The 24,210-nt window shown below is 45.5% G+C and carries 26 protein-coding genes and 2 pseudogenes; 17 read left to right on the top strand and 11 right to left on the bottom strand.

What is annotated here, in order from left to right; translation table 11 throughout:
- The first annotated feature begins 184 nt into the window (after positions 1–184).
- From BN3659_RS11385 to BN3659_RS11360, 5 genes and pseudogenes are all read left to right on the top strand, one after another.
- Positions 185–601: a single-stranded DNA-binding protein gene (locus BN3659_RS11385; RefSeq protein ID WP_091537079.1), complete on the top strand. Its 417-nt coding sequence runs from the start codon at positions 185–187 to the stop codon at positions 599–601.
- A gap of 63 nt (positions 602–664) precedes the next feature.
- Positions 665–1,038: pseudogene (locus BN3659_RS13555) on the top strand (MBL fold metallo-hydrolase); the annotation flags it as partial.
- 3 nt (positions 1,039–1,041) lie between these two features.
- A pseudogene (locus tag BN3659_RS11375) lies at positions 1,042–1,263 on the top strand (hypothetical protein); the annotation flags it as partial.
- A 685-nt stretch (positions 1,264–1,948) separates the two neighbouring features.
- Positions 1,949–2,116, top strand: coding sequence for a helix-turn-helix domain-containing protein (locus BN3659_RS13550; RefSeq protein ID WP_253181086.1), 168 nt, complete (start codon positions 1,949–1,951; stop codon positions 2,114–2,116).
- Entirely contained in the window at positions 2,116–2,412 is a 297-nt protein-coding gene (locus tag BN3659_RS11360) for a helix-turn-helix domain-containing protein (protein WP_091537077.1), read from the top strand. The genes BN3659_RS13550 and BN3659_RS11360 overlap by 1 nt, the downstream gene beginning before the upstream one ends.
- 19 nt (positions 2,413–2,431) lie before the next feature.
- On the opposite strand, the gene BN3659_RS11355 is transcribed toward BN3659_RS11360, so the two are convergent.
- A complete protein-coding gene (locus BN3659_RS11355; protein WP_091537076.1) occupies positions 2,432–2,905 on the bottom strand; it encodes a hypothetical protein in 474 nt (157 codons plus the stop codon).
- A gap of 34 nt (positions 2,906–2,939) precedes the next feature.
- Positions 2,940–3,257: a DUF2958 domain-containing protein gene (locus tag BN3659_RS11350; protein ID WP_091537074.1), complete on the bottom strand. Its 318-nt coding sequence runs from the start codon at positions 3,255–3,257 to the stop codon at positions 2,940–2,942.
- Positions 3,258–3,472: 215 nt separating this feature from the next.
- On the opposite strand from BN3659_RS11350, the gene BN3659_RS11345 reads away from it, so the two are divergent.
- On the top strand, positions 3,473–4,789 hold the full coding sequence (locus BN3659_RS11345; protein WP_141682577.1) for an AbiH family protein: 1,317 nt from the start codon (positions 3,473–3,475) through the stop codon (positions 4,787–4,789).
- A gap of 37 nt (positions 4,790–4,826) precedes the next feature.
- On the opposite strand, the gene BN3659_RS11340 is transcribed toward BN3659_RS11345, so the two are convergent.
- Both BN3659_RS11340 and BN3659_RS11335 read right to left on the bottom strand, forming a co-directional pair.
- Complete coding sequence (locus tag BN3659_RS11340) at positions 4,827–5,006, bottom strand: hypothetical protein (RefSeq protein ID WP_091537073.1); 180 nt, start codon at positions 5,004–5,006, stop codon at positions 4,827–4,829.
- A gap of 4 nt (positions 5,007–5,010) precedes the next feature.
- Positions 5,011–5,943 (bottom strand): hypothetical protein, encoded by a 933-nt coding sequence (locus tag BN3659_RS11335; protein ID WP_317041657.1) that lies wholly within the window; start codon positions 5,941–5,943, stop codon positions 5,011–5,013.
- 237 nt (positions 5,944–6,180) lie between these two features.
- On the opposite strand from BN3659_RS11335, the gene BN3659_RS13680 reads away from it, so the two are divergent.
- Both BN3659_RS13680 and BN3659_RS13675 read left to right on the top strand, forming a co-directional pair.
- Positions 6,181–6,519 carry a hypothetical protein gene (locus BN3659_RS13680; protein ID WP_091537071.1) on the top strand — a complete coding sequence of 113 codons (339 nt, stop codon included), beginning with the start codon at positions 6,181–6,183 and terminating at the stop codon, positions 6,517–6,519.
- A gap of 143 nt (positions 6,520–6,662) precedes the next feature.
- On the top strand, positions 6,663–7,088 hold the full coding sequence (locus BN3659_RS13675; protein WP_366142757.1) for a site-specific integrase: 426 nt from the start codon (positions 6,663–6,665) through the stop codon (positions 7,086–7,088).
- Here BN3659_RS13675 and BN3659_RS11325 read toward each other — a convergent pair.
- Both BN3659_RS11325 and BN3659_RS11320 read right to left on the bottom strand, forming a co-directional pair.
- Positions 7,080–7,418, bottom strand: coding sequence for a hypothetical protein (locus BN3659_RS11325; protein WP_253181085.1), 339 nt, complete (start codon positions 7,416–7,418; stop codon positions 7,080–7,082). The genes BN3659_RS13675 and BN3659_RS11325 overlap by 9 nt on opposite strands.
- A gap of 31 nt (positions 7,419–7,449) precedes the next feature.
- The gene (locus BN3659_RS11320) at positions 7,450–7,941 is read right to left on the bottom strand and encodes a hypothetical protein (protein WP_091537070.1); all 492 of its coding nucleotides are present in this window, start codon (positions 7,939–7,941) and stop codon (positions 7,450–7,452) included.
- 155 nt (positions 7,942–8,096) lie between these two features.
- Between BN3659_RS11320 and BN3659_RS11315 the strand changes: the two genes are divergently transcribed.
- Together BN3659_RS11315 and BN3659_RS11310 are read left to right on the top strand one after the other, a co-directional pair.
- Positions 8,097–8,864, top strand: a complete 768-nt coding sequence (locus tag BN3659_RS11315; protein ID WP_091537068.1) for a LuxR C-terminal-related transcriptional regulator — start codon at positions 8,097–8,099, stop codon at positions 8,862–8,864.
- Between the two features lie 21 nt (positions 8,865–8,885).
- Complete coding sequence (locus tag BN3659_RS11310) at positions 8,886–9,248, top strand: hypothetical protein (protein WP_091537066.1); 363 nt, start codon at positions 8,886–8,888, stop codon at positions 9,246–9,248.
- A gap of 142 nt (positions 9,249–9,390) precedes the next feature.
- Here the strand turns inward: BN3659_RS11310 and BN3659_RS11305 are convergent, their stop codons facing one another.
- From BN3659_RS11305 to BN3659_RS11285, 5 genes are all read right to left on the bottom strand, one after another.
- Positions 9,391–10,857, bottom strand: a complete 1,467-nt coding sequence (locus BN3659_RS11305) for a hypothetical protein (protein ID WP_091537065.1) — start codon at positions 10,855–10,857, stop codon at positions 9,391–9,393.
- A 367-nt stretch (positions 10,858–11,224) separates the two neighbouring features.
- On the bottom strand, positions 11,225–11,665 hold the full coding sequence (locus BN3659_RS11300) for a hypothetical protein (RefSeq protein ID WP_141682576.1): 441 nt from the start codon (positions 11,663–11,665) through the stop codon (positions 11,225–11,227).
- 50 nt (positions 11,666–11,715) lie between these two features.
- Positions 11,716–13,383: a PEGA domain-containing protein gene (locus BN3659_RS11295; protein ID WP_171847761.1), complete on the bottom strand. Its 1,668-nt coding sequence runs from the start codon at positions 13,381–13,383 to the stop codon at positions 11,716–11,718.
- Positions 13,384–13,397: 14 nt separating this feature from the next.
- Complete coding sequence (locus tag BN3659_RS11290; RefSeq protein ID WP_091537060.1) at positions 13,398–15,320, bottom strand: LPP20 family lipoprotein; 1,923 nt, start codon at positions 15,318–15,320, stop codon at positions 13,398–13,400.
- A gap of 9 nt (positions 15,321–15,329) precedes the next feature.
- Entirely contained in the window at positions 15,330–15,947 is a 618-nt protein-coding gene (locus tag BN3659_RS11285) for a hypothetical protein (protein ID WP_091537058.1), read from the bottom strand.
- Between the two features lie 1,306 nt (positions 15,948–17,253).
- On the opposite strand from BN3659_RS11285, the gene BN3659_RS11280 reads away from it, so the two are divergent.
- From BN3659_RS11280 to BN3659_RS11250, 7 genes are all read left to right on the top strand, one after another.
- Positions 17,254–17,532 carry an Arm DNA-binding domain-containing protein gene (locus BN3659_RS11280; RefSeq protein ID WP_091537057.1) on the top strand — a complete coding sequence of 93 codons (279 nt, stop codon included), beginning with the start codon at positions 17,254–17,256 and terminating at the stop codon, positions 17,530–17,532.
- A 470-nt stretch (positions 17,533–18,002) separates the two neighbouring features.
- Positions 18,003–18,563: a phage portal protein gene (locus BN3659_RS11275; protein ID WP_091537055.1), complete on the top strand. Its 561-nt coding sequence runs from the start codon at positions 18,003–18,005 to the stop codon at positions 18,561–18,563.
- 502 nt (positions 18,564–19,065) lie between these two features.
- On the top strand, positions 19,066–19,269 hold the full coding sequence (locus tag BN3659_RS11270) for a hypothetical protein (RefSeq protein WP_091537053.1): 204 nt from the start codon (positions 19,066–19,068) through the stop codon (positions 19,267–19,269).
- 56 nt (positions 19,270–19,325) lie between these two features.
- The gene (locus BN3659_RS11265; RefSeq protein ID WP_091537052.1) at positions 19,326–20,771 is read left to right on the top strand and encodes a S41 family peptidase; all 1,446 of its coding nucleotides are present in this window, start codon (positions 19,326–19,328) and stop codon (positions 20,769–20,771) included.
- A 325-nt stretch (positions 20,772–21,096) separates the two neighbouring features.
- Complete coding sequence (locus BN3659_RS11260) at positions 21,097–22,521, top strand: S41 family peptidase (RefSeq protein WP_091537050.1); 1,425 nt, start codon at positions 21,097–21,099, stop codon at positions 22,519–22,521.
- Positions 22,522–22,527: 6 nt separating this feature from the next.
- The gene (locus BN3659_RS11255; protein WP_091537049.1) at positions 22,528–23,430 is read left to right on the top strand and encodes a radical SAM protein; all 903 of its coding nucleotides are present in this window, start codon (positions 22,528–22,530) and stop codon (positions 23,428–23,430) included.
- A 47-nt stretch (positions 23,431–23,477) separates the two neighbouring features.
- On the top strand, positions 23,478–24,210 hold a 733-nt coding region (locus BN3659_RS11250; protein WP_253181083.1), incomplete at its 3' end, for a cysteine peptidase family C39 domain-containing protein.

Here is a 24,210-nt window from a genome sequence, read left to right as displayed (position 1 = left end):
AAAATTCTTCCTTCCTGTGTAAGCGTAATTTTCCGGAAAAAGCGCCGGAAAGGGCTTTTCGTCAGCCTTTTGAAGCACCCGTAAATCCCAAGCGGTTCGGCAGAAAAAGAACCGAGCAAAGGGAAAAGAAACAACAATTCAGGTAATGGCAGGACTAACCACCTTGCCGCAAAAACTTTCTATTATGTTATATGTTCACACTATCGGACACATCGGCAAAGACAGCCGGGTCATCGCAGGAACGCACGGTTCATTCTTGGCTATGGATATAGCCGTAGATGATTACTCGAAAGGACAGAGCGTCGCCACGTGGGTAAGGGTGCGGAGCAATAAGGAGGGGCACATCCGCCTGTCCGAGTACCTTACCAAAGGACGGCTGGTGCTCGTCGAAGGAACGCTGTCGTACTCCTTGTGGGAGGACAAAAACGGCGACAGCCAAGTGCAGCTCTCTATCACGGCCGATTCGATCGCTTTCGTTAATTCCGGTAAACGTAACGCAACCGGGAACGATGCGGACGAGGAGCCTGTAAAGGCTGCCGGAAACACTCCCGTGCCGCCCGCCGATACTCCGCAAGACGACGCGGATGACCTGCCGTTCTGATGCCGTTTCTTATCATCCAGATAATGAAACGATACTAAATGTAGTATAAATAATGTTGATTTTCAGTGTTTTGATATATTGTCTACCAAAGAAAAACAGTTTGGTTTTTGTATTCAAATGCGTAATGGAACAAAATTAGTTTGCTTGGGAGATGAACCCTATAATGAAGCTAACCGTCATTATGTAGAAGGTGCAGATTGGCTTCTGTGTGAGGCATTTTGAGTATATAAAGACCGTCATGTATTCAAACCATACGAAAAACACCATAGCACTGCATTGGAAGTTGGATTATTAGCTGAAAAATTAAACGTAAAGATCTATTGCTAGATAAGAATCTAAGTACACGCAAAAAGAATTACATGGAAGAAGCTTTACTGAATTTCAAGGGGAAAGTGTTTGTTCCCGACGATTTGGAAGAGATTAATATAAACGAATAAAAGGAGCATGTGGGTGAACTCTATTCGGAGAAACACGGACGGAAATTCACGACCGAAAAGGCGGTGTTTCAAGTGGTGAAAGACCCGACGGACGGGACGAAACTGGTTCTTGCCTTCGACCGGAAACCCATTGCCGAGCGGTTCAAAGAGCAATTCGACAAGCTAAGGCAGAATATACACCGACCTATACAGCCGCAAAGGAAAGGCAGGAGGATGAGGCTATAAATCCGAATAATGGAGTGAAAAAGATTCCCTATCGAAACTAATGAAGCGTCAGAATGCCTGCAAATGAAGTGAATGATTCTTTTTTGTGAACTGATTTTGCAAAATAGCTGCCGACAGTTCGTACTTTCGGAAAAAGATATTATATTTGCAAATAAAAGAGTTATTTGGCAGCATAGCAACGCAAAACGCTGAAATTAGCACGGTTACTAAATCGTTACCTCTATTTCTCAAATAATTCGCTAAAATTTTATTCCTCAATTGGTTAAGTCAAACCAATAAAAATCTAAAATAATTCATTACAACGGTTTCTCCAACAAGCGGTAACAATTTAGAGAAATAACGGTTTCAATGTTTTACACGATTCTGTTCCGTCGGGGCAGCCTGTTCCATACAAATATAGGAAATTCCCTTGAGTTTTGCAAATTAGTTATTTTCGTCGTTTTTTCACGTTTAGACGGCCTCCGACGGCTGAGAACGGTCATTCATCATATCGCTTCCAAGAAATACGTTTACCTGCCGATCCCTCGGACAGTCCGGGGTTATTGTCAAACTAAAAAAACGTATTTCAATGGACTACACGATGATTGAAACGTGTGCTTACGACGAGTTGCAGACACTCGTCGGTCAGCTTCTGGATCGGGTTTCCCGCTTCTGTTCCCGTCAAACCTCCGATCCGTCGCGGTGAATGACTTCGGAAGAGGTCAGCAAAGCCCTGAACATCACGCTGCGGGCTTTGCAATATTACCGCCAGATCGGTATCGTACCCTACACGTCTCTCGGAAATAAAGTCTTTTTCCGTGAACGGGACATCGCTCATATTCTGCAACACAATCTGATTCAACCGACCAGATAATGAATCCGGAAATCATCCTTCGCACGACACCGGAACATCAGGCTTTGTGTCGTAACCTGCGCAAAGCGATCGTCGCGCTCGACAAACTCCTTTCGGAAAAGCGTCCGTCGATTCTTTCGGAAACTTATCTGACCAGTGAAGAAGTACGCGAAATTTTCGATTTGAGTCCCCGCACCTTGCAGAATTATCGCGATAACCGTCAGATTCCCTATACGACCATCGGCGGCAAGATTCTCTACCCGCAGTCTGCTTTGTACAAACTGTTGGAATCTCACTTTATCGAAGCACAGCGGTAATACGAACAAAAGAGAGAGGTCAGTCGGCCTCTCTCCTTTTATTCTGTTTCTTAGGATACCGCCGGATAAAGTTGCTGTAGTCTATTTCGATGACGACATCTGTTCCGAAGTCGATTCTTATCGGATGCTTATGCAACTGTTGGTCATATTTCGGGGTAAGAGATTTCCGTATGGCTTCCGCCGTAAAGATTATTCCATAGGGCAGTCCTATCTCCTGTCCGTATTCGGGATATCGGCGCATGATCTCCATCCGGCATTTGTCGATGTCGTCGAGGGTGAATACTTCACCGTCGACAATCCGCTGCATGCGCACGCAAAGATCGTATCGGTGTTGAAGGCGACCGATTTTTTCCATGTGTCGGGTCAGATAGTTTCGGTTTGCGCGAGAGAGGTTTCCAACGGATACGAACGACAGATTTCGGTAGCGCTCGTCGTTCAGTGCCTCGTTCAGTTCTTCTTTCAGTCTGGCTGCCTGATCCTTATACCTTGTCATAACGATGCTTCTTAACGGATTCGACCATGTTCGGTTATTTGTCGGTGGAAATGAAATCCCGAACGTATCGTTTTGTAGTGTACAAGTCCCGCTCGATGGTCAGGCCGAACGGCAGCTGAATGGCTTCCAGATCAGAAAGCATCAGATACCCCCACTCCCACTCGAAAATATGACAAAATCCGAACAGGCGCCAGTCGTCGCCTTCGCGTTCGGCTTCGGTGATGAGCCATGTTCCGGCACCGCAGGGATTGAAGTATTTGACGAGGACCTCGGCCTCTAATCCTTTCCCTGCCTGCGAACCGATGGGATGATTCTCGAATTTCGAGATGATCTCTTCAGTGAGTAATTCCATAAGAAACGATATTTGGTCTGCCCGGAACGCCCGGACAGCAAGAGTCCGACAGCCGCAGCGGGATGACCGGAGACAAGACCCTGCGCGGTCTTGGCGTGTCGTTCGCTGCGGCTATCTTGCTGGACGGGTGGGCGGGGAAATATCATTATGATTTGTCCGTACCGGAACCAATGGCTAAATTTGTCATGTATCGTTACAAATAACAGATAATAAATATGATGAATAGAATTATACTGATCGGTAACGGATTCGACCTTGCACACGGGTTAGCGACAAGCTATACGGATTTTATTCGGGGCTACTACACTATTCAGAAATTAGGATTATTGAAAGGCGAGTACGAATTAAATGATGGTTTATGTGCTGTCAAAATTTCCGGTCCGGAAGACCGGAAAACCATGCAACATTTCCGTTGGGTTCTGAGCAATAGCATGTTTCAATTAACACGAAATCTGGGAGAAATAACTCCGCAAGAGCAATACAATAAATTCTTCAACGATAACTTAACCTATAAAAGCAAATTCTTCGAAGCAATAGATAAGGCTGCCGAATCGAAAAATTGGGTCGATATCGAAAGCGAATATTATGCGTGGCTGAAAAATATTTTTCGTCAGAGCCCCTGCGGATACTCCACTCCGGATCGGCTTAATGAAGATTTGGATTTGATAAAGACATATTTAACAGTACACCTGTCTTTGGTTCAAGAAAAAATTAAGCCGGCCCTTGTAAAGGATTGCATCCGGGAGACAATCTATGAACCTTTCGATGTGCGGGACATATCCGTCGGGGGACAAGGTCTGTTCGAGGAATTTTTGGCTGCACGATTGAAATCCCTGTCTACGGATGATAAAATAGACAATTTCCTGCGTCGGTTCGGACAATCTTCTCCCGACCGTCATGTAGACATTATGCGATATCTCGGTTCTGTCCGAAGTTCATCCGCGCCGGATTCATTGGATATATCGAAACACCTTAAAAAAATCAACGATAACGAAGGCGACGTCCCGAACTGTTTTTTGTTGCCCGAACAGATTCTGTTGTTGAACTTCAACTACACGAAGATGGCCGACCTGTATATTCCCGAAGGGTCGGATTTCAAGGTCAACCATATTCACGGAGAGCTGGAGAATGATAAAAATCCTATTATCTTCGGTTATGGCGACGAATTGGACGAAGATTACAAGAAAATCTCCAACCTACAAGATAACAGCTACCTGACGAACATCAAATCCATCCGTTATCTGGAGACGGACAACTACCGCCGTCTGCTCCGGTTCATCGATTCGTCGCCATACCAGATCTACATCATGGGACATTCGTGCGGGAACTCCGACCGCACGCTGCTCAATACGCTTTTCGAACACCGAAACTGCGTGTCCATCAAACCTTTCTATTATCTGAAAGAGGATGGCAGCGACAACTATATCGAAATAATCCAAAACATATCCCGCAATTTCAATAACATGCAAACGATGCGGGATCGGGTCGTAAACAAGTCCTACTGCCGGCCTCTCGTGCCACGAGAAAACTGAACGAGCGGCGGAGATTGAAAGTCTCCGCCGCTCGCATCTATTCGGTCAGCTCCCATTCCGGTATCCGTACGGTATCCTGAATTTGCGGACACCGGATTGTTTCGATCTCTTCGTCGGTATAAATGTGACATCCGGCAAATAGCGAGGCGACGAGTACGCCTCCGATCGCGGCCATCAGGCAATAGAAAATCTCGGTTCCCAGTTTGTTACGCTTCATAGCTTTATCGTTTTAACAGTTCTGTAATTTCGGGGTCGAGGTTGGCCCTGTATTCCATCCGGGGATCGAGGCGGCATGCTTCGAGAAAATGCTCCCGTCCTTCGTCCTTGCGACCCAACCTCGAACAAGCGATGGCTTTCAGATACTCGTTCACGGCATCCTTCGGCATCGCGTCGAGCAGCTCCAGCGCCCGCTCGTCGTGCCCCATCGAGAGGTGCGCCACGACGGTATTGCGGTCGTTGTATTCGTTCAGGATGTACAATGCTTCGGCATACTTGCGTTTCTGCAACAGTTCCACGCCGCGGGCATAGGCCGTATTGAGTTCGGTCGTGTGAATCGTATCCTTCACCATCCCTTTTCGGCGCAGGCTGTAGCGGAAATTCACGGCCCGAAGCTGCGGGTAAATCGTCAAGCGGATGTAGGCAAAGTCCTTCGGGAACCGCTGCCGGATGAGGTGCTCTCGACGGTCGGGGTTCTTCTCCGCAGCAATCAGTTCCAGAATGGTCTTCGGGTTCCCGATATTCCTGTCTTCCCGGATGCGTTCCGTCAGCTCCTGCCAATCTTCGGCCAGCCAGCGTACCGTCAGCAGCGGGGCGATCCGCCGGCCGAAGCGGCGGACGAGGTATTGTTTCAACGCCTCGGCCCGTCCTTTGGAGAGACGGTCGTTGAAGGCATAGACACCCTCCGGAGAGGCCGCGGCCGCCAGGGTGACGGTATCGACGAAGAACTTCTGTTGTTCGACGATCCGCCGCATAAGGTCCGTGATCCGGTCCAACTGCCGGCGGTTGTCGCCCAGCGTATCGATGATGCGCGTGTCGCCGAGCCGGAACCGCACGTAGTTGCGGTCGGTAACGGTCACGTACTTGTCGATGATGCGAATCCGGTATCGCGGCATGGTATCGACGAACGAGAGCATCGAGGATACGACATAACTCAACGTGTCCGACGAGGGCAGCGTATAGGCGCTGTCGTCGATACCCAGAACCTTGCCCTGAAGCGTAATCGTTATCTTTGATTGTCGTTTTTTACGTAGCCGGTTTTCGAGTGTAGCAAACTAATTTTGCACTACTTAAAAAACAAAGAATTAGGGGAGCAGTGAAAAGAAACACACTAAGCGCATTGTTCGTCATCAAAAAAGCAAAACTTCTGAAAAACAGTAAAGCTCCTATTTTGTATGCGCATCACCGTAAACAAACGAGCAGCCGAAGTTATGATTAAACGGAGTATTTCCGTAGAGCTATGGAATCAGAAAAAAGGAATGTTACAAGGAAAAAGACCGTGCAGCCACCGAACTGAACCGCTATATCAATACGGTTCGTGCCAAAGTATTGCGATACACCGTGGACTGGAGATAGACAACAAGCCAATAACAGCAGCCGATATAATAAAAGATTGTTTCTACGGACGGGATAAAGTACAACGCAGTTTATTGGAAGTTTATGCGGAGCATGACGAAAAATGCCGAGCCCTGATTGGCAAGGAATATACGGCAAACATCGTTATTCAAATTTGAGACTTCTCAAACCGCCTGAAAGAATATATCCGCAGTTGTTACCACCGTGATGATATAATGTTGGCAGAACCGGACGGGCGGTTTATCCGTGATTTTGATTTCCGGCTGAAAACAGAGAAGCATTGCCAAAACAATTCCGCGCATTGAAACATTTGAAGAGCTTGAAAAAAGTTGTTCGTATTGCTTTGGCTAACGACTGGATAAAGAAAGATCCGTTTTACGGCATCCACTTCGAGCAGGAAGAAGTAAATGCAGTATTTTTTTCACGTGAAGAACTGGATATTCCGATAGACAAGGAATTTGCCATCAAACGGTTGGAGCAGGTAAGGGACATTTTTGTTTTTTGCTGTTTCAACGCACTCGCTTTCGCGGATGTGCAGCAGTTAAGCCGTGAACATCTGATAAAAGACAATAACGGTGCTTTGCGGATACGCAAGGTACGACGGAAAACGCAATTTCCGGTCTTGACTATTCCTCAAAGGATATTGAGGACATATGAAGATTCATCCATAATTTTAATGACCTCATTGTTAAGCAGAATGAAGATTTCCGATCAGATTCTATATTGATGAAAATTTTGGATATTCCATTCGGCGATAGATCGGTTCTTGTTCCGTATGCAATAAAGACAAGAGTTTATCAAGATATATAATTTTCAGTTTGCTATTTTCAGTAGGAGAAGTTTCTTCTAATGCTTTTATTGTTCCGAAATCTATATAACTCATATTTAATTGCTTGATACGTATTTTATTATCATGCTCTCTATTGCGATGATCGAATAAATCCTCAACAAATTCAAGATATGCAGAAGTTATTTCTTCTATCACAGATTTTTCCTTTTGGAAAGGATGCTTTAGCAATTTATATATTTGCTTTTTTGTTAAATCCCATTCTGGCATAATCTTCCTTAGAAGACAAAGTGCAAATGTTTTATAAGTTTTTTGCTATCTTCTGCCATTTTTTCTGTCTATGTTTATAAAATTTAAGCGTCCACCAAGCGGCAAGAGCTGTTAAACCGCCTGCATATAAATCAACCATATCCGTATATCTTGTTACATTAGGAGAAACTTCTTCCATGTTGATATAATGATTCCATATAGTTACTTTTTTATTATACTCATTTGTTACTATCTCTCCCGTGCTTTTATCCATTTTGATTACGTTTATCGTATGTTTTCCTACCGGAATAAATCCATGCAGGAACATTTTAAAGCAAAAAGATTTTCCTTCTTTCCAAGTAGAAGAAGTATTATCATAAGATTTAAAACTGGCTTTTGGCTTGCAAATTTTTCTTAAAGTATCAATATCCTGAATTTTACGCCAAATATTTTCTCTGTCAGCTTCAAACTCAGAAGTAACAACTACTCTACGTCCTACAACCTCTTCTCCGCTACGTGTCATTAAACAAATTTTCTCTATCATATTACATGAATTAAAATATTAAAAACATCTATTTATCTTATACTTATACTGATTTCATTATCTTTGTGCAAAGATAGAAGCAACAGACTCTAAAGGCAATAGTCATTTATAATGAGAGAACGTGCAAATATCTAATAATCAGATATTTTAAAAACATGATAATTGAGGAAATTGAGAAGCGAATAATAAACTTACTCCCGACATCAAACATACTACTTGATGAGGTAAACTATTCCATTCTCGAAGAAAGGAAAAAGGACTGGAAAAAACTCTCGGAAATTACGCATAGTATTGTGTTGGCGTTTGATTGCTACACTAAAAAATTCGTATTTGTTTCTGATAACATTCCTGAATTATATGGGCTTGATTCCCATAGATTGTTTATAGACGGGCATCAGCCGGTAATAGAGGTCGTACATCCGGATGATATATACTACGGATTACTTGTAAGAAAGAAAATCTATTCGATATTGAGTTCGTTCTCCAATGAAGAAAAAATGGACTATAAAGCCATTCATGAAATGCGGGTGAGGAATCTTCGAGGTGAATACATCCGTATAATAGAGCAGGAGCAAGTTATTGAGACGGATAAATCAGGCAATATTTGGCTTATGCTGTCGGTTATCGATGTTGATGCAAGTCATGAATCAGAAATTGTTAAAAGTCATTTATACAATTTCAAAACGGGAGAGCAGATTTTTATAGATTTATCTGATACACTGAATGAACCTTTAACAAATAGAGAGTTGGAGGTTTTGCGTTTGATGAAGCAAGGCTCGTTAAGCAAAGAGATAGCAAATACTTTGAAAGTTAGCATCAATACGGTGAATACCCATAGACGAAATATATTGCGAAAGCTAAAAGCCAATAATTCGATTGAGGCTGTAAATTTTGCTCAAAGGTTGGGCTTGCTCAATAAGTAAATATCATATGATAGTAATAAAATGGAAAATAAAAATGTTACAATAGTAGATTTGTTCATAGATATTCTGTCTAAAAATAAAGATATACAATCGCAAAAGATGGTAAAACGTTTAGAAGTTTTCATTCGCATTCCTGAATGCGCTGAATTTTTAAATGTCATTATTATTAATGCAATGGGATATAAATCTCAAATAAAATCCACAACAGTAGATAAAGCTGTTGAATGTATTATCCGACAGTCTAATATTAGAGTAGATGAAGATAATTTCTCTGATGAATATCAAAAACAGCAAGTTAAGAAAAATAACGAAAACATATTAAGAATGTGCGCAGACATCACCAAGAATAAGTTAAAGGAAACGAAACAACTTATTGAAGAGTAATTTGCCTAAAAACAGAAATACACTCTAAATATCACTATCTTTGCACCGACCCGAACAACCACCGCCACACCAAGCAATCTAAAGAATTGCATACATGGGGTTATTAGTGGAAGAAAGAGTTGAGTTATAGTCATCAATATCTCTACAACATTATCACTTTTGCTTGGGAATTATCCATATCGGGCATCGTCAGACCAATCGGGGCATGAATATAGGTCGGGTCGCAAACAAGATACCGTGTGCCATCCACCGAAAGATAATCCCCCGGAATGGGTTCATTGAATTTGACAGCTGTCGCCAAATGCCCCGGATAGTAAACAAGCACGACTTCCAACCCCAACAGATCGCGTACTAATCGGGAGAACAGAATCGAACGATCTTCGCAATCGCTGTAGGGATAGTACAGAGTTTCGTCGGCGAAAAATGCGCGGTCGCATCCCCAAACTTTATCATCGTATTCGTAAACAAATGCCGTTTGCACAAAATTTATCAGCATATTGGCCGCATCCCGTTCGCTCTTGCCGCTAATCGCGGCACGCAAGGCAGGATATAGACGCTCTTGGGCAACTCGACTTAATGGTACTTGCGCATAGAACCGCCACTTTGTGAGAGGGTCGTTGTTGGCATACGAGGCCGGATATTCGTTGTAGAAATCCATCAAGTTCATATTCGCAACTACGGTAGCCGATACAGCCGGATATCGTTCAGCTTGTAATGTGCGCTCCGATGACAGCTTCCCGGAAAACCGCTGCTCTTGTGCTATCGACAACCGCATCGGTTGCTCTTCGGGAAACGTTCGAGTGAAAATATTCAAACCGTCGACGCCGCTATGGTCTAACAGATAATAGTGCTCACCGTTGAGTTTCCAATAGGGATAATTGTACATATCGCAGTCGGCAGCAAGCAGCATATGCAAACGATGATTGTCCGAACGGGCGATGTGTATTTTGAATCCGGACTGATTCAGAATGAAAGATTGCAAAAGAACAGCTTCATTCGAATGCCCCGACCCATATATGGTATTTGCAACCGTCTCTGCCAATTTTACATAGGCCCAGTCGCACAGCTTCATGCTGTTCCGCAAATCCAAACAATCGCAGAGCAGATTATTGCAACTCGTCATCATGCGCTCCCACATATCGGCAACGGCATTTTCACGGATGTTGTTCAGCAATACACTTTCGGCCGCGTCGAATCGAACTTTGCAAGGTGTGCCATAGAATACGAAATGTAGCCATTGTTCGACAGGTTGCGGTTTCTCTTCTATCGGAGAAATCGGTTGTGGTTCGGGCACAGGGGCCGGTGCCGGTACGATTTCATCGAATGGCATAGGCCGCTCATCGGGCGTTTTTCCTCTGTCGTCCTCGGGTAGAATTACCGGAGGCACGACGGGCTCCTCGATCGTCGGGACCGGCATCGGCTTTTCTCCCCGATACCACGCCCACGCATCGCGCATGTATCGCGCATATTCAGCATTCGCCCTATTCCGGAAATCATCGTAGTCCTGAAGGGCTTGACGCTTGAAAGCTTCGTATTCTTCCGAATATTTATTTTGTCCCGATGCAAATGCAGACAAAAAGAGCCCGATGGTAAAAATGACGAATCTCATCTTCTTAATGGTTGAATTGACTCAACGATAGGAAATGTGCCTTGTCTCGCTACGTAAAGCTCCCGATAGGTGTTGCAGGTCGATTTTCCAGCACTGTCCTGACCGTACTTGTTTCTATTTTTGTTCTTGTTTTTTCGGAAAGTAATGTATATCAACAATCCATATTAACATCATAAATATAAAAAAAGCGCGATTGCGACAGTCTGTTTTTCACCGCCATGAGGCAAAGAAACTCAATGTATTTCCCCAAACACGGGTACAGATACCCATAAAGGGTATCTGTTGCACGAATCCAAGAAAATCGAGCGGGCCGGATAATATTTTTCATACTCCCAATTCCCGTAATACTATGTAGATCAATTTCCGATCAATACGATAGTTCCAGACTACTACGCAAATGAATATCTTCGACAGGTTCAACCATGCCATTCGAGACCTTGATGCGGATAATCCCCGAATTAGATCCTCTCATGGAGCCTTGCTGCCATTCACCTGCAATCGAATACGTATGGGCGGCGTTTGTCGTCAGATCAACGATTTGCCGATCGGTTATCGGCAATGTACTTCCGAAAGCGACTTCGACGCCATCCCACAGGACGGAAATCTGTTCATAGCCCGTTGTCGAATCTTCGTCAAGAGTCAACGTCATTGAAACAATCGCAGCATCCGCAGCACCGTCATGGTCCGAGTCGATATATTCGACTAATGTTTTGCTAACCATTCCGATTAGGGCCGTTTCGCTTTTTTGACATCCGGATAATAAGCCGGCCATACCAATAGCAAGAAATGCAACGAGAATCTTTTTCATAGTCTTGAATTTATAATATAATAGGTTGTCTCATGTCAAAACATGCCGTTTTAGAACATATACGAAAAATAAGCGGTCAATTTGTTTTGTTGTACTTTATATCCTTCTCCGAGGCTCATATCCAAAAGGCCACGGCTGACCGTACATCCGAATTTCCAGCGTTTCACACAGAATCCGCCACCGAACTCGCCCGATATATTGAATCGTTTTAAATCGCCCATTTCGCTGTTGCCATAAATATCTTCCTCCGTATAGTACGGTTCATCACCACCCACATCGTAGAGATCCGCAGCAGCGGCAAGTCCGCAATCGAAACCGATGCCGCCATTTAGGAAGAAATAGAAATTATCCGACACCGGCATTTTGAATTCGATATGAGCCGGAACGTATAGCGAATGTTCCATGAATTTCCCAAATACGCCATATCCGTCCGAATACTCTTCATCACTCTTGCTATAATAAAATTCGTAATACAGACCGGTATGCACATAAAACCACCATCCGATGTGCGGTTCTATACGAATACCGACTTGTAATCCGTGAAGGTACTTTTCTCCCTGTCCCCAAAATCCTGTCTTTAGTTTTTCACCTTCCGTCTTGTATACCCATTGTTTCTGTGCATATCCGAGTTCCAACCCGATCGGACGCAAATCGATGTCTTGTGTCGTATAGCCCCGATGATATCGTGTCGAAGGTTTCGGAAGTTTCCATTTGAAATACGAATTCCTTTCGTTCACGAGAATGGTTCCCGTTTTGCTCTTTCCCGCATTAGACATCGTCATTTCATGCCTACCGTAGGTCAATTGAGCCGTCAGTTTGGTATCGCCCAGATATTTGCCGTCGATCGCCACCTGTGCCCCCGAAATATTGGCATCGATCGTTACGGTCTTCGTATGTTTCAACTGAATATCCAACGAATTCACACTCTTCTCCGCAACATTGATCGGTCGTTCCTGCGTATCGTTGAAATCCAAAGCCCGTACGACGATCAAATGTTTGCCGTAAACGAGATTCTTCACGACAAACGGCTCTCCACCCTTAGCGGTTCCGATTATGGCTTCATCGACTTTGACTTCAGCATTGTGGCTGATATTGAGAACCAAATCCTTCGAACCGATAATATTCGTAAAATCGAATGCTTTTTCGCTCTCTTCGGTGATGATGACCTGCTTTTTCGTTTCCGATATATCGCCTGAAACTCGGATGTCGAACGGAACTCCGTATTTCACGGTAGTCGTCAAGGGTGTATTGCCGATGAAATTATTGTCGATATACACCTCGGCCGCTTTGTACACACTACTCGTGATGTTGATCTCGACTTCGAGCGGGCGGGCATGAAGTTTCATCGCGTACAATTTCCCGCCTTTCAATTCCCGATTCAGTTGTAAGCGAGTTTTTTCATATCCCTTCACTCCGACCTCAACGAAAGTCGCAGTCGGGGAGATGTAAAAACGAAAATTCGTCGCATCGTTCGGTTGATTCTTGATATATATATTCGAACCGTTGTCCGTATCGAGTTTCATTGCGAGCACCTGTTCTAAGGTCAAACCGGTAACATTGACCGAAATCAAGGCGCATAGTTGTTTGTTATCATCCCTAACCTTGTCTATCACAGCCTCGGACAACTCTTCGGAGGCCACCGGTTGAGACAACATAATCTGTGCGGAAGCGCAATTCGCAATGACAATCCCGCAAATTAAAAGGAATAGTTTTTTCATATTCTTATCCATTCTTAATCCAATAATGTAGCCCCGTGTTGCAGAAACTTTAAGGCAGTGAAATTCGGATCCTTCTTCGGATTCCAGACACGGATATGAATCGTCGGCTTGGCCGAATCGCGCATGTCGACCAAAAGGGTAAGATAGCCGGTATCAGCGTAATTGTTCGAATGATAATACTGCTTGATATGAATCGCATAGATTTCGCCGCCTTTCGTCATTTTGGCAATATCTATATCCTCGAATCCGATGTTGATATACTCTTTACTTGCAAAACTGCTGCGCAGACGTCGGATGTATTCGGCTTTCGTGTAACGTGTCAGTTCTACCTGTGGATCATTGAACAGCGGGGTATCCATTCGTCCGACCGCTCCTGTTTTCAATGCCTTGCCTACGATAATGAGCGCATCGTCGGAAAACACGCTCTCGATGTAATCCAACCGTTTCAGCGAATAGGCGGTTTGATAATTTTCCATGAATTCCATCATCAACAACCGAGAATGGTTATTCCACCGGAATCCGGCGTCAAAAAGCAAAGCCTCGATCGAATCCGGCAATGTAAACGCGATCGAGTCGATCCGGCCGTCTTTGTCGAAGCGGAACGTCACGTCTTCTATGAAAACCTTATTGTTGCGGAACCTGAATTGCATGGGGATACTCCGGCATACGACCTCATCCCCGAACTGTATGAACCGATAGTGTGGCGCAGCAACGATCGAAGCCTTGCCGTAAGCCACGAGTTTGTTGAACATATCGTATCCGTCGGGAGTAAACAGCGGCGATACCGACTCGTAATCCCGTTGTCCGATCGCCGCTTCGATGCGTCGCATGATCTCTCGATACGGGGTTTCGTCCAGTGGCGTAGCGAATTTTACCGGCTCGTATTCCTCTTCTTGATTTCTGGCGTAAGCCGAAATCCTTAAATCGTCTTGCGTTTCCGGTATAGTCGCGGAGTTCTCTTTTTTCTTCGATTTGCGGCCGGATACCGCTTTATCCTCTTGTTCGTTCTTTTGTATCATGACCGGCACGAATTTCTGAATGTTCCCCAATGGAAATGCCGGAACATCCGTTTCGAAACATCCGCGCAGTTCTGCATCGAGATTCTTCGCGATATGAGCGTATTGATATTCGATTTTGAGTTTGAGCCGGTCTCCCTCGGACAAATGTTCGAAATCGGCCGTACCCCGGCCGTCTTTCACCGAGTAAAGCGGAGAATAACGTTGCCCCATCCAATATTGAAAATCCAGATCGGCGACCGGAATACCTCTAAATCGGACATCGAAAACTACGGTCGAGTAGGAAGGAGATTGTCGCATATCCGAAACCTCGAAGGTCAGATCGTCGATAATTCGACAGATACGGTCATGACACCACGTATAGACCAATGTCTCCGATCCGTCTTCGAACCGACTTTTAACAGCGGCACCGTTCGGAATCGTATTCAACAGCACCATCGCCCAATAATAGTACTTGATCGCATCGCCGATCTGAGCCGATTTCAACGCCTTATTCGCATCGTTTACGAAAGACAAAGCACGGTCTTGCCGGGCTTCGAAGCTCTTATCGATTTCGCTTTGACTGATGTATCGGAATATCTTTGCCGGGTTTTCCTCCGACAGGATGATTTGTCCGACATTCTGCAGCGTCGCGAACGAATAGGTTTTCATCCGCGATTCGATATTTTCGCTGAATAGGGATTCATCGTCGACCGCCATCTGGGCCTCTTGTTGCGAAAATGAACTGCTGACCGATACGGAAACGCTCCGCACCAGATTTTCTAAAGCCTCCTTGTCAGCCTCTTCCAATGTATAGCCGGAACCTTCGCCCCATTTGTATGCCGGATCCGCTTTGATTTTTGCGATTTTCGACGAAAGATTCTGCCCGACCGCACAGTCGGACAGAATCAGAAACAGCAGAAAAATACGCAGGTATTTCATTGCTGCATGTTACTTTAACATATTGAATCCTTCGTCGATGAAGTTGGAAATCTCATTTCCGTACTCGTGTGCCAACTCAGATTCTTCGAGAGCCAATTGCATGGCACGTTTTCGAGCCTTCGATGCAGCCTCCTGATCTACCAGAAAATATCCGCGTACATCGTATTTCCCATCCTTATTCTCCTTATACAGCGTAAAGGCGGATTTTAACTCGCCGTTGATCTCTTTCAGCACCATACGTTCATAGCCGCTGACCAGATTTTCGACCTGATTCTCGTCGATATCCCGAAGATCCGTCGCAATTCGTCCGCGTATCATCGACTTTGCGGACTCCGCATATTCGTTCATGGCATTGTTACGTGCGGTCGTTTTCCCGAGATTGATACTGCGCATTCTATTGGCCGTGCCGACGATCTCTTCTACGTCGCCGCTCTTTTTCTTCAACGCATGCGCTTTGAGGACGGATTCGAGCGTCCCGCTTTCGAGTAATTTCCAACCCTCTTTCGAAAGCTGTTTCGCTTGTGTTTTCGCGATTTTCCCGGCCTCTTTGATCTCCTGTTTGGATTGAGCGTACATGCTTCCCGAGAACATGAGGACGCAAATCAATAGAGATAGAATCTTCTTCATAGTAAAATTGATATTTGAGTTAGACAATCGTTTCGTTTTACCGTCCGACTCCCATACGGTGGGCTTGTACAAAAGAAAGTGTGGAGCCGACTTCGTTTATCTAATTGAAGGTTGTGGCGAACCCGAAGAGAATAAACGATGCAATGACCCCACACTTGAATAGATAGGAAACATCCGGGCATAAAGAATGCCGGATTACATATATCTAAACAAGAAATGAGTGCTGTTCGTCGTCCTCTCTTCGTAGAAAATTGCCACATTTTCAATTAAGGACAATGCGAAAACACTTTCTATATGTCTTTACCGATCACTCGGCATGACAAAATTAGAAAATAAATTTCACATTTGAACAACACTCATGTAAAATATCGGTACAAATTTCTGCAAAACAAAATTCTTATGCAAGCGCAAAAGCACTCGATAGCCAACTTTATTATTTCAAATTGGGATATTATCAACCGGTTGAAAATAAAAAAATACCCTCGACTATGTTCGAAGTCCGAGGGTGCTCAGAATATTTGATAGATGTCGAACCTATTCAAAATCGGTTATACTGTCGCGCAAACTTCCGGTTTTCAAGCCATTAGACTGTTCATGCTGTCGCGTCGTCATACCCGATCAACTTTGCGTGATGACGTCGGTCAGCGTAGCATATTCCACAACTTTCTTAACGTTCGGCTTTCGGTGAGGGTATCGACCGAATCAGAAGGAACAATTACTCCGCATCAGCCACGTCGGTTTTACAGTTCTTACCGCCGGACACCGGCACTTTCAGTCGCACGATATTTTCGTACAACTCGCTCCCTTCTTTTGACAGTTTGATTTTCAGATCACTCCAACAGCGTCTTGGATTTGCGTTCCCCAAGTCAGTATTGCAATCGCATCTACAATAAAGATATACCATCTTCCGACTTCGGAATCCCATACCGAACGCCCCTTTCATCTTCGAACAGTTGAATTGCGTATTCTATTGTCATAACCTCGTTTTTCTGTTGCTGAATCAACGATTCTTTTTCCAATAGCGGACATAATATTCTTATTAAAATCCTCGACCTCTTCTCATCCGGATTTCGTCCTCCCCCATACCCATTCGTTTACATAGATTTCCGGCTCGTTCTCTAAATCACCCGATTGTCGCGCTCCATGCCGGGTGTTTCGGCCAGCATGGTCTGCATCTCGCTCATATCCTGCGGCGTGAGCTTTTTGTCGAACGTTTTCGATAAGCCGAGCGCAGCGCCGAACGAAGTCCGAGCTAAGCCGAGGCGAGAAAACGAAGGCGAAGTCGATTGATTTGTAAAATATCGTTATGACAAAAGACAAGAATCTGCGGTTGCAAGAAACCGCCGCGAAACAGCTCCGAGGGTTACGGGTGCAGAAAAATACCTTCGCAGTAATTTTCATCATTCAGAAAGGCAAGATCCGCGACGACGACACCGTCTCCATCGTAACGCGCATCACCGTCAACCGCGAAATGGTGCATTTCGCCACGAGGATGCATATCCGCCCCGACTGCTGGCTGCCGAAAGAATACCGAACGGTCGGCAAGACCAAAGCGGAGAAGCAAATCAACAAGATGCCCGCATGAAGAGTCGGCGCCTTTCACGAGGTCGATGATATTATTCAACGTAAATTCGTCGGACTGCTCGCCGAAGGTCAGTCGGACATACTCCTGCTCGGCCTGCCGGCGTTCGATATCGACGTAGCGCTCCTCGGCTTCGACGGCGCGGTCGGCCTGCCCGTACTCCGCAAACGGCGCATTCCACCGCTCCCCGCTCCTCGGCGATCATCCCGCGCCACCCCGGTCGCGGTATGCAATTCGTCGATCCGTTCGGACACTGCAACGGGCTCTCTTTAAGGTTTTCAGCTTGCTCATAAATCTTGTTATTGATTCGTTCGGGAGCAAACTTAATCCACCGAACAGCCCCGAAAGGGATACTTTGTCGTAGTTTAAGAATAAAGTCGAATAACGGAAGATTATAGAAGGAAATGAATTTATCTTTGCTTTGAAATTATGAAAACAACGCATAACATATATATCGGGGCGGCCCAACATAGGTGATCGGTTTGATACTAATCGGATATTTTCCAACGATTACCGATAATGACGGACTATTTTATCGCTTGGATACGGGCGAACTGTTCCCGAACGAAGAGGTCATCCACCTGCGCGGTCTTTCGACCAACGGTTACAAGGGCAAAAGTCCGATCGCCGTCCATCGCGACAACCTCGCACATTCCGTCTCTGCACAACTCTACGGCAGGCGCCTCTTCGATCAGGGCGGCAATATGTCGGGCGTCTTCAAATATCCCTCGATGCTCAAGCCCGAGACCTACCAACGGCTCAAGAAACACCTTATCGCCCAGTCGGTCGGTTGGCACAATGCCCATGTCCCGTTGCTATTGGAGGACGGTATGACCTACGAACGGATTTCGATCCCGCCTGAAGATGCCCGCAACGGGGATTCGAAAATACTGTTCCGACGAAGCGGCACCGTCCTTACCATATTCCGACGCCTTGCAGTTTCAGGATATGAAAAAGCTTTCCCGCGAGGAGGCGAAACCGAGTGCGGCAGCTCGAATGGTCGACTGAAATGCGGAAAGGCAGGACGAAAATAAAAATCTTTCAGCGACGTTAAAACGATTCCGAAAACGGCGGTTCGGGGAGCATTGCCGAAAAGCGAAGCCCTGATCCGGATTGATATTACGACATTGAATCATCATATTGATATTCCCAACGTGCATGATGCGATTTTGCGTAACACAAAAAACATTCATCTCAACACACATCGCATAGGCCTATACTTTTTTTGTTCAACAATACAAATCCGCTGGATGACGGCAATATATACGCAATCACATTCCAGCGATGTTTCGGCTCAGTTTTTTAGATCCCCTTTTCGAATCTAAAATTTTTTTTGTATATATTTGTCAAGACCTTGAAACAGTAAAACTTTCACGAATGGACGAACATGCACAAGGAGAATGCACGAAATCATGTATGGCGATTATTACAAGCCACGAGAAACTGACGCAGAAATCAATACATAAGAATCGCGCCGCTCATGGAGTATTCCGGACATCCTGAAAAGAGCAGGAAGTTAATTCGATCAACCGCATTATGAAACGTTTTGAAGTAATCAACGGTACGAAGTTCGAACGCCTTTCGCATGCAGAAATGGCTTCTATAAAAGGCGGTCGAGTGTGTATCTCATGTATGAAACGCAGCGGAAAATTCAAAGTCGGGGCAGAAGGCACCAATTGGTATTTGGGGTTTGACAAGACTTCTCCATACAACAACGGTGAATATGATGATATGTTTTAATCACTGAAACAGGGTCGTTGCGGTTAAAATAGCCGGAACACTCCTTTTTTATTATTATGAAAAACCGTATTACCCACCTCCAATTATCGTTTTGCATCCTGACATTTGCAGCAATTCAGCCATGTGCTGCACAGGATACGATTCGGACTGAATCATACGCCCGCGCTCTGAACCTGCGAAACAGCCGCATGATTCCTGTCGAGAATCGCGCCATCGAAATTTACGACGTCGTTACCCCCAGAACCGAAATCGGACAGAGATTGTTCAAAATACACGAGCATCCGGCTTTCGATTCCCTGTTGACCCCCGAAGCGGAGCAGCGCATCCTTTCGGAGATTAATCTGCGCTGTAATAAGCTCGACAAGGATACGCTCCTGACATCCGATCTGATTTGGGTGTATCGCCCTTACTTCGATTGGCTCTTCAACGAAGATCCCCACTGTCGAATTGAGCCCATGATTCCGGCCAAAGACGTGCGAGAGACCAAACGCCTCAAGGTTCCGGAATTCGACGTTTTATGCATCAATGACACGCTGATTGTCAACCAATCTCTCGACCCGGATTATCAAACAGGCGATCGAATCCTATCTGTCAACGATATTCCGGTATCTACCTTTTTGGAATATACCTACCCCGACCGCTACGATACTCCAGCCAATATCATGCGCCATTATTATTTCAGCAATGTCGTTGATACATTCCGGATTAAACTGGAACGCGGCGGGTGCATAATCAACACAAGTACAGCCGGTGACACCCAAAGCCGTGTAGTGCTGAAATTGAAGCAACAGCAAGCACTAAAGGTACAAACGTTCCCCGATGCCAAGAGTGCTTGTATTACCATTCCCTCTTTTTACCCTAACAATAGTTGGCTCATCAAAAAACTACATAACCAAATTAAAAAGTTTAAGGCCATCGGCATTACCAACGTCATTCTCGACTTGAGAATGAATCCCGGAGGAAACGGAGATCGATTCGACGAACTACTCTCCATTTTCATCAACCGGCCATCGGTGAAATACCTTCGAAAAGCCAAAGTCAAGTGTTCGCAAAAGACGATGGGGTTGTATGATTTCCTTACGGAAGAGATGCTTGGACAAACAGTGGAACTGCCCGACAACGAGATCGTACGCGAATTCCCGTTACAATCCAAGATGTATATTGACGGGATGCGATATTACGTGTTAATGAGTCGAGATACCGGATCGATAGCTGCTTCATTTTGCAATATTCTTCAATTCAATGACGCGGCATTGCTTGTCGGAGAACCTCTTTTGCGCAATGCCTTGAAATACGGAGAAACAGTGCAGGGTAAAATATTGTTGCCCACTTTGCTCCAACAGACAGGTATTTCAATCGTCGAATACGACGAATACACCCGCGCCGTCGACGGAGTGCTGATGCCCGACATCGCCATTCCATACGTCGCACGGGATTACCTTTCGGGACGGGATGCCGTGTTGGACAAGTTATTGGAGATCATTGAAAAGCAAAATGGCTGAATGCCTCAGAGCATAGCGAATTGCGCAGTTAGGCCGGAGGATTCCGAAAATCCTGAAAAGAGTAGGAAGTCAATTCGATCAATCGCATTATGAAACGTTTTGAAGTAATCAACGGTCGAAGTTCGAACGTTTATCGTACACTGAAATGGCCCAAACCAAGGGCGGGCAATTTTGTATTTCCTGCAAGAAGCGGAGGCGGGCAATTCGAATCGGCCGGAAAATACGGTAAGAATTACGCCAAGAGGGTATTCCGGCTTCTTTCCCAATACACTAATTGGACGAAATAGAGAAAAGAGGGCCCCGATCACAAAGCAACTTCGTCATTATGAAAAAGAATATATCTGTTTTCGCATTGATTCTGCTTATTATTACGTCTGATCACGCCGTTGTATATGGAGACGTAGCCTATCAAAATGCAGACAGCCTCGCACAAATCCGGGAAAATCGGGAAATAAAAATCAGCGGCAAAATCGACATAACGGATATTGCAACGCCGGCGACGGAGGTACCCAAGTTTCTCTCATTGTCGGGCCTGCCTCATCCTTCCAATGATTCCATACCGGAATATGTATCGGCTCAGGTAACACGCCGAAATAAAAGTTTATCCAAGGACTCATTATGCAGTGCAGACTTAATGTGGGTGCTTCGCCCCTATCTGCAATGGCTGCAAAATATCGATCCTCATTTTCGGGTCGAACCGCAACCCGTTCATTTCTCGGATGCCAAAAAAGCCGATGATATTTCCGTATTCGGTTTTTTATCGCTCAACGTCAACGATACGCTTATTGTAGATCGTTCAATCGATCCTCTCTTTCAACAAGGCGATCGAATCCTGCGTATCAATGATGTCCCAGCCTCACAATATCTTCAATATTGCTACGACGACAGACATATCTACCCGTTCACCCTTTTAACCAATTATCATTATGCGATTATTACAGCATTGGATTACAAGATTCGTTTGGCTCGCAAAGGCAATATTTTGGAAATCAACACATCCGGATTCCCGTGGAAAGACGTGTATCTCAAATTGAACCGACAACGTGAATTTCAAAGTCGAATCTTCAAAGATGCCAAAACAGGGTATTTTTCGATCGGAGAGTTTTATCCCAACAATAATCTCCTGATTCGCAAGCTGCGAACGGCCATACTTCAGGCTCGGCGAGAGGGATGTACCTCGTTCATATTGGATTTAAGAGGCAATCTGGGCGGTAACGGACATTCATTCGACAGGCTGCTATCCATATTCATCAATCGGTCGACCATTCCGTATTTGAAGAACGAACGATTAAAAGTCTCTCCATGGACCTTAAATGATTATGATTTTCTGACCTCGGATATGCTCGGTTCGGTCGTCGAGGTTCCAAGTCAACACATGAATAAAACCATATACCTCGATCAACAATTATACATCCCGGGGATGCAATACTATGTATTGATGGACAAAGATACGAGTTCAATAGCCGCATCGTTCTGCAATATTCTGCAATACAATGGCGCCGCCCTGTTAGCCGGGGAACCGCTACGCCGCAATGCGTTGAAATACGGGGAAACTGTGGGGGCCCGATTCGGAATTTCCGGATTATATCTCTGCGTATCGACAGTCGAATACGACGAATACACCCGTGCCGTCGACGGAGTGCTGATGCCCGACATCGCCATTCCATACGTCGCACGGGATTACCTTTCGGGACGGGATGCCATGCTCGACAAATTGCTGGAAATCATTGAATCCAACCCAATAAATTAAAAGTACATGACCGATCTGAAATGGTCTCGTTTCAATTTTCTGGTCGAGACGGAAAAACATCGGAAATATTTGTACAACAGTTACTCCAATAGCTTAATCGCATTGGATGACTCGTTGTATGCGAGCCTCTTGTTTTTATCTCGGGATAATGGAACGTCAATTTTGTCGGCATTTTCCGAAGAGGAAATAGAATATCTGAAAAAGATATATGTACTGGTCGAAGATGATGATGCTTTGGTAGACATTCTTCATCATCAAAGCATGTCTCGGTTGTATTCGAAAAAGACCATGGTTTTGACCATTGCACCTACTCAAAGTTGCAATTTGGCCTGTACGTATTGTTTCGAGAAATGGCGTCGGCCGGGTACGCTTTCGAATCGGACCGAAGATGCGATCATAAACTATATCAAGCATCTAAAGCAGGAGGATGGCCTTGAATCCGTCAATCTTACATGGTATGGCGGTGAGCCGTTATTGCAATATAAAAGGATTGGGCAGCCTATGGTCGGTGGAAAAGGTTCGAGCCGAAATGCCGTAACGGATATTTTCCTCGATTTATTTACCAAATACGGAGTCGTTACGGAGGAATTATATCCCGATGATGTGAATATGGAATGCATGACCCGCAGTCCGCATAGCATGCTTATCGGCAGTCAAGGCGAAATGCATAAATGTTACGAGGACCTCGGGAATAAAGAGCTGACCGTAGGGAACATCAACGCCCCGAAGGTATGGCGCAATTACGAACTGATTGCGAAATATGCCGTGGGAATTGACCATTACAACGACCCAGAATGCCGTAAGTGCTTTATTTGCCTGTATGCAGGGGCGGTTGCCTCATTCGTCGTTTCGAGAATGTATATGAAGGAAAACATAACGATTGTTGCACACCGTTCGAAGGCCGCATAAAAGACTGTACTGAACTATATTCTAAAATTCTTAACGACTAATCGCATATGGTCTTCCCCTCTTTTACCCAGCTCGATGCAATGGATTGCGGGCCGACGTCTCTGCGGATCGTGGCGCAGTACTACGGGCGGCACTACTCGCTTCAAAATCTGCGCGAGCGGTGCCACCTCACGCGCGAAGGGGTCTCTCTGCTGGGGATCAGCGACGCCGCAGAATCTATCGGATTCCGCACCACGGGTGTCAAAATCACATGGGAACAGCTTCGCGACGCAGCCCTCCTGCCGTGCATCGTCCACTGGAACCAGCAGCATTTCGTGGTGGTCTACAAGATCGCCCTCAAACGGGGCAAGTGGCGGGTGTATGTTTCCGATCCGGCATCGGGACTGCTCGAATACTCCGAGGAGCAATTCCTGAAGGCATGGATACAGATCCGGGAGCTTCCCGATGCGGCGGATCAATCCGACGGGCCGGATCGCGACACCCGCTCCGGGCCTCCCGCCTCTTCTTTCCGATCTTCCGGCAGAGGCATCGCTCTGCTTCTGGAGCCCACGCCGGCCTTCTACCGCGAGAAAGGCGACGAGGACAAGCGGCTGAAACCGGGTTATCTGCTGCAATACCTGCGGCCCTACAAAAACTACCTTGTACAGCTTGCACTGGCGATGCTCACGGCCAGCGTGCTGAGCCTGATCCTGCCGTTCCTCACGCAGTCGGTCGTGGACAAGGGCATCGGCACGGGCAATCTCTCGTTCGTGGTGATGATGCTCGTCGCGCAGGTGGTGC

It is taken from the genome of Alistipes sp. CHKCI003 (assembly GCF_900021155.1).
GTDB classification, from domain to species: Bacteria; Bacteroidota; Bacteroidia; order Bacteroidales; family Rikenellaceae; genus Alistipes; species Alistipes excrementavium.
Note: the sequence above shows the minus strand (reverse complement) of the source record. Positions and strands in the feature narration are given on the sequence as shown.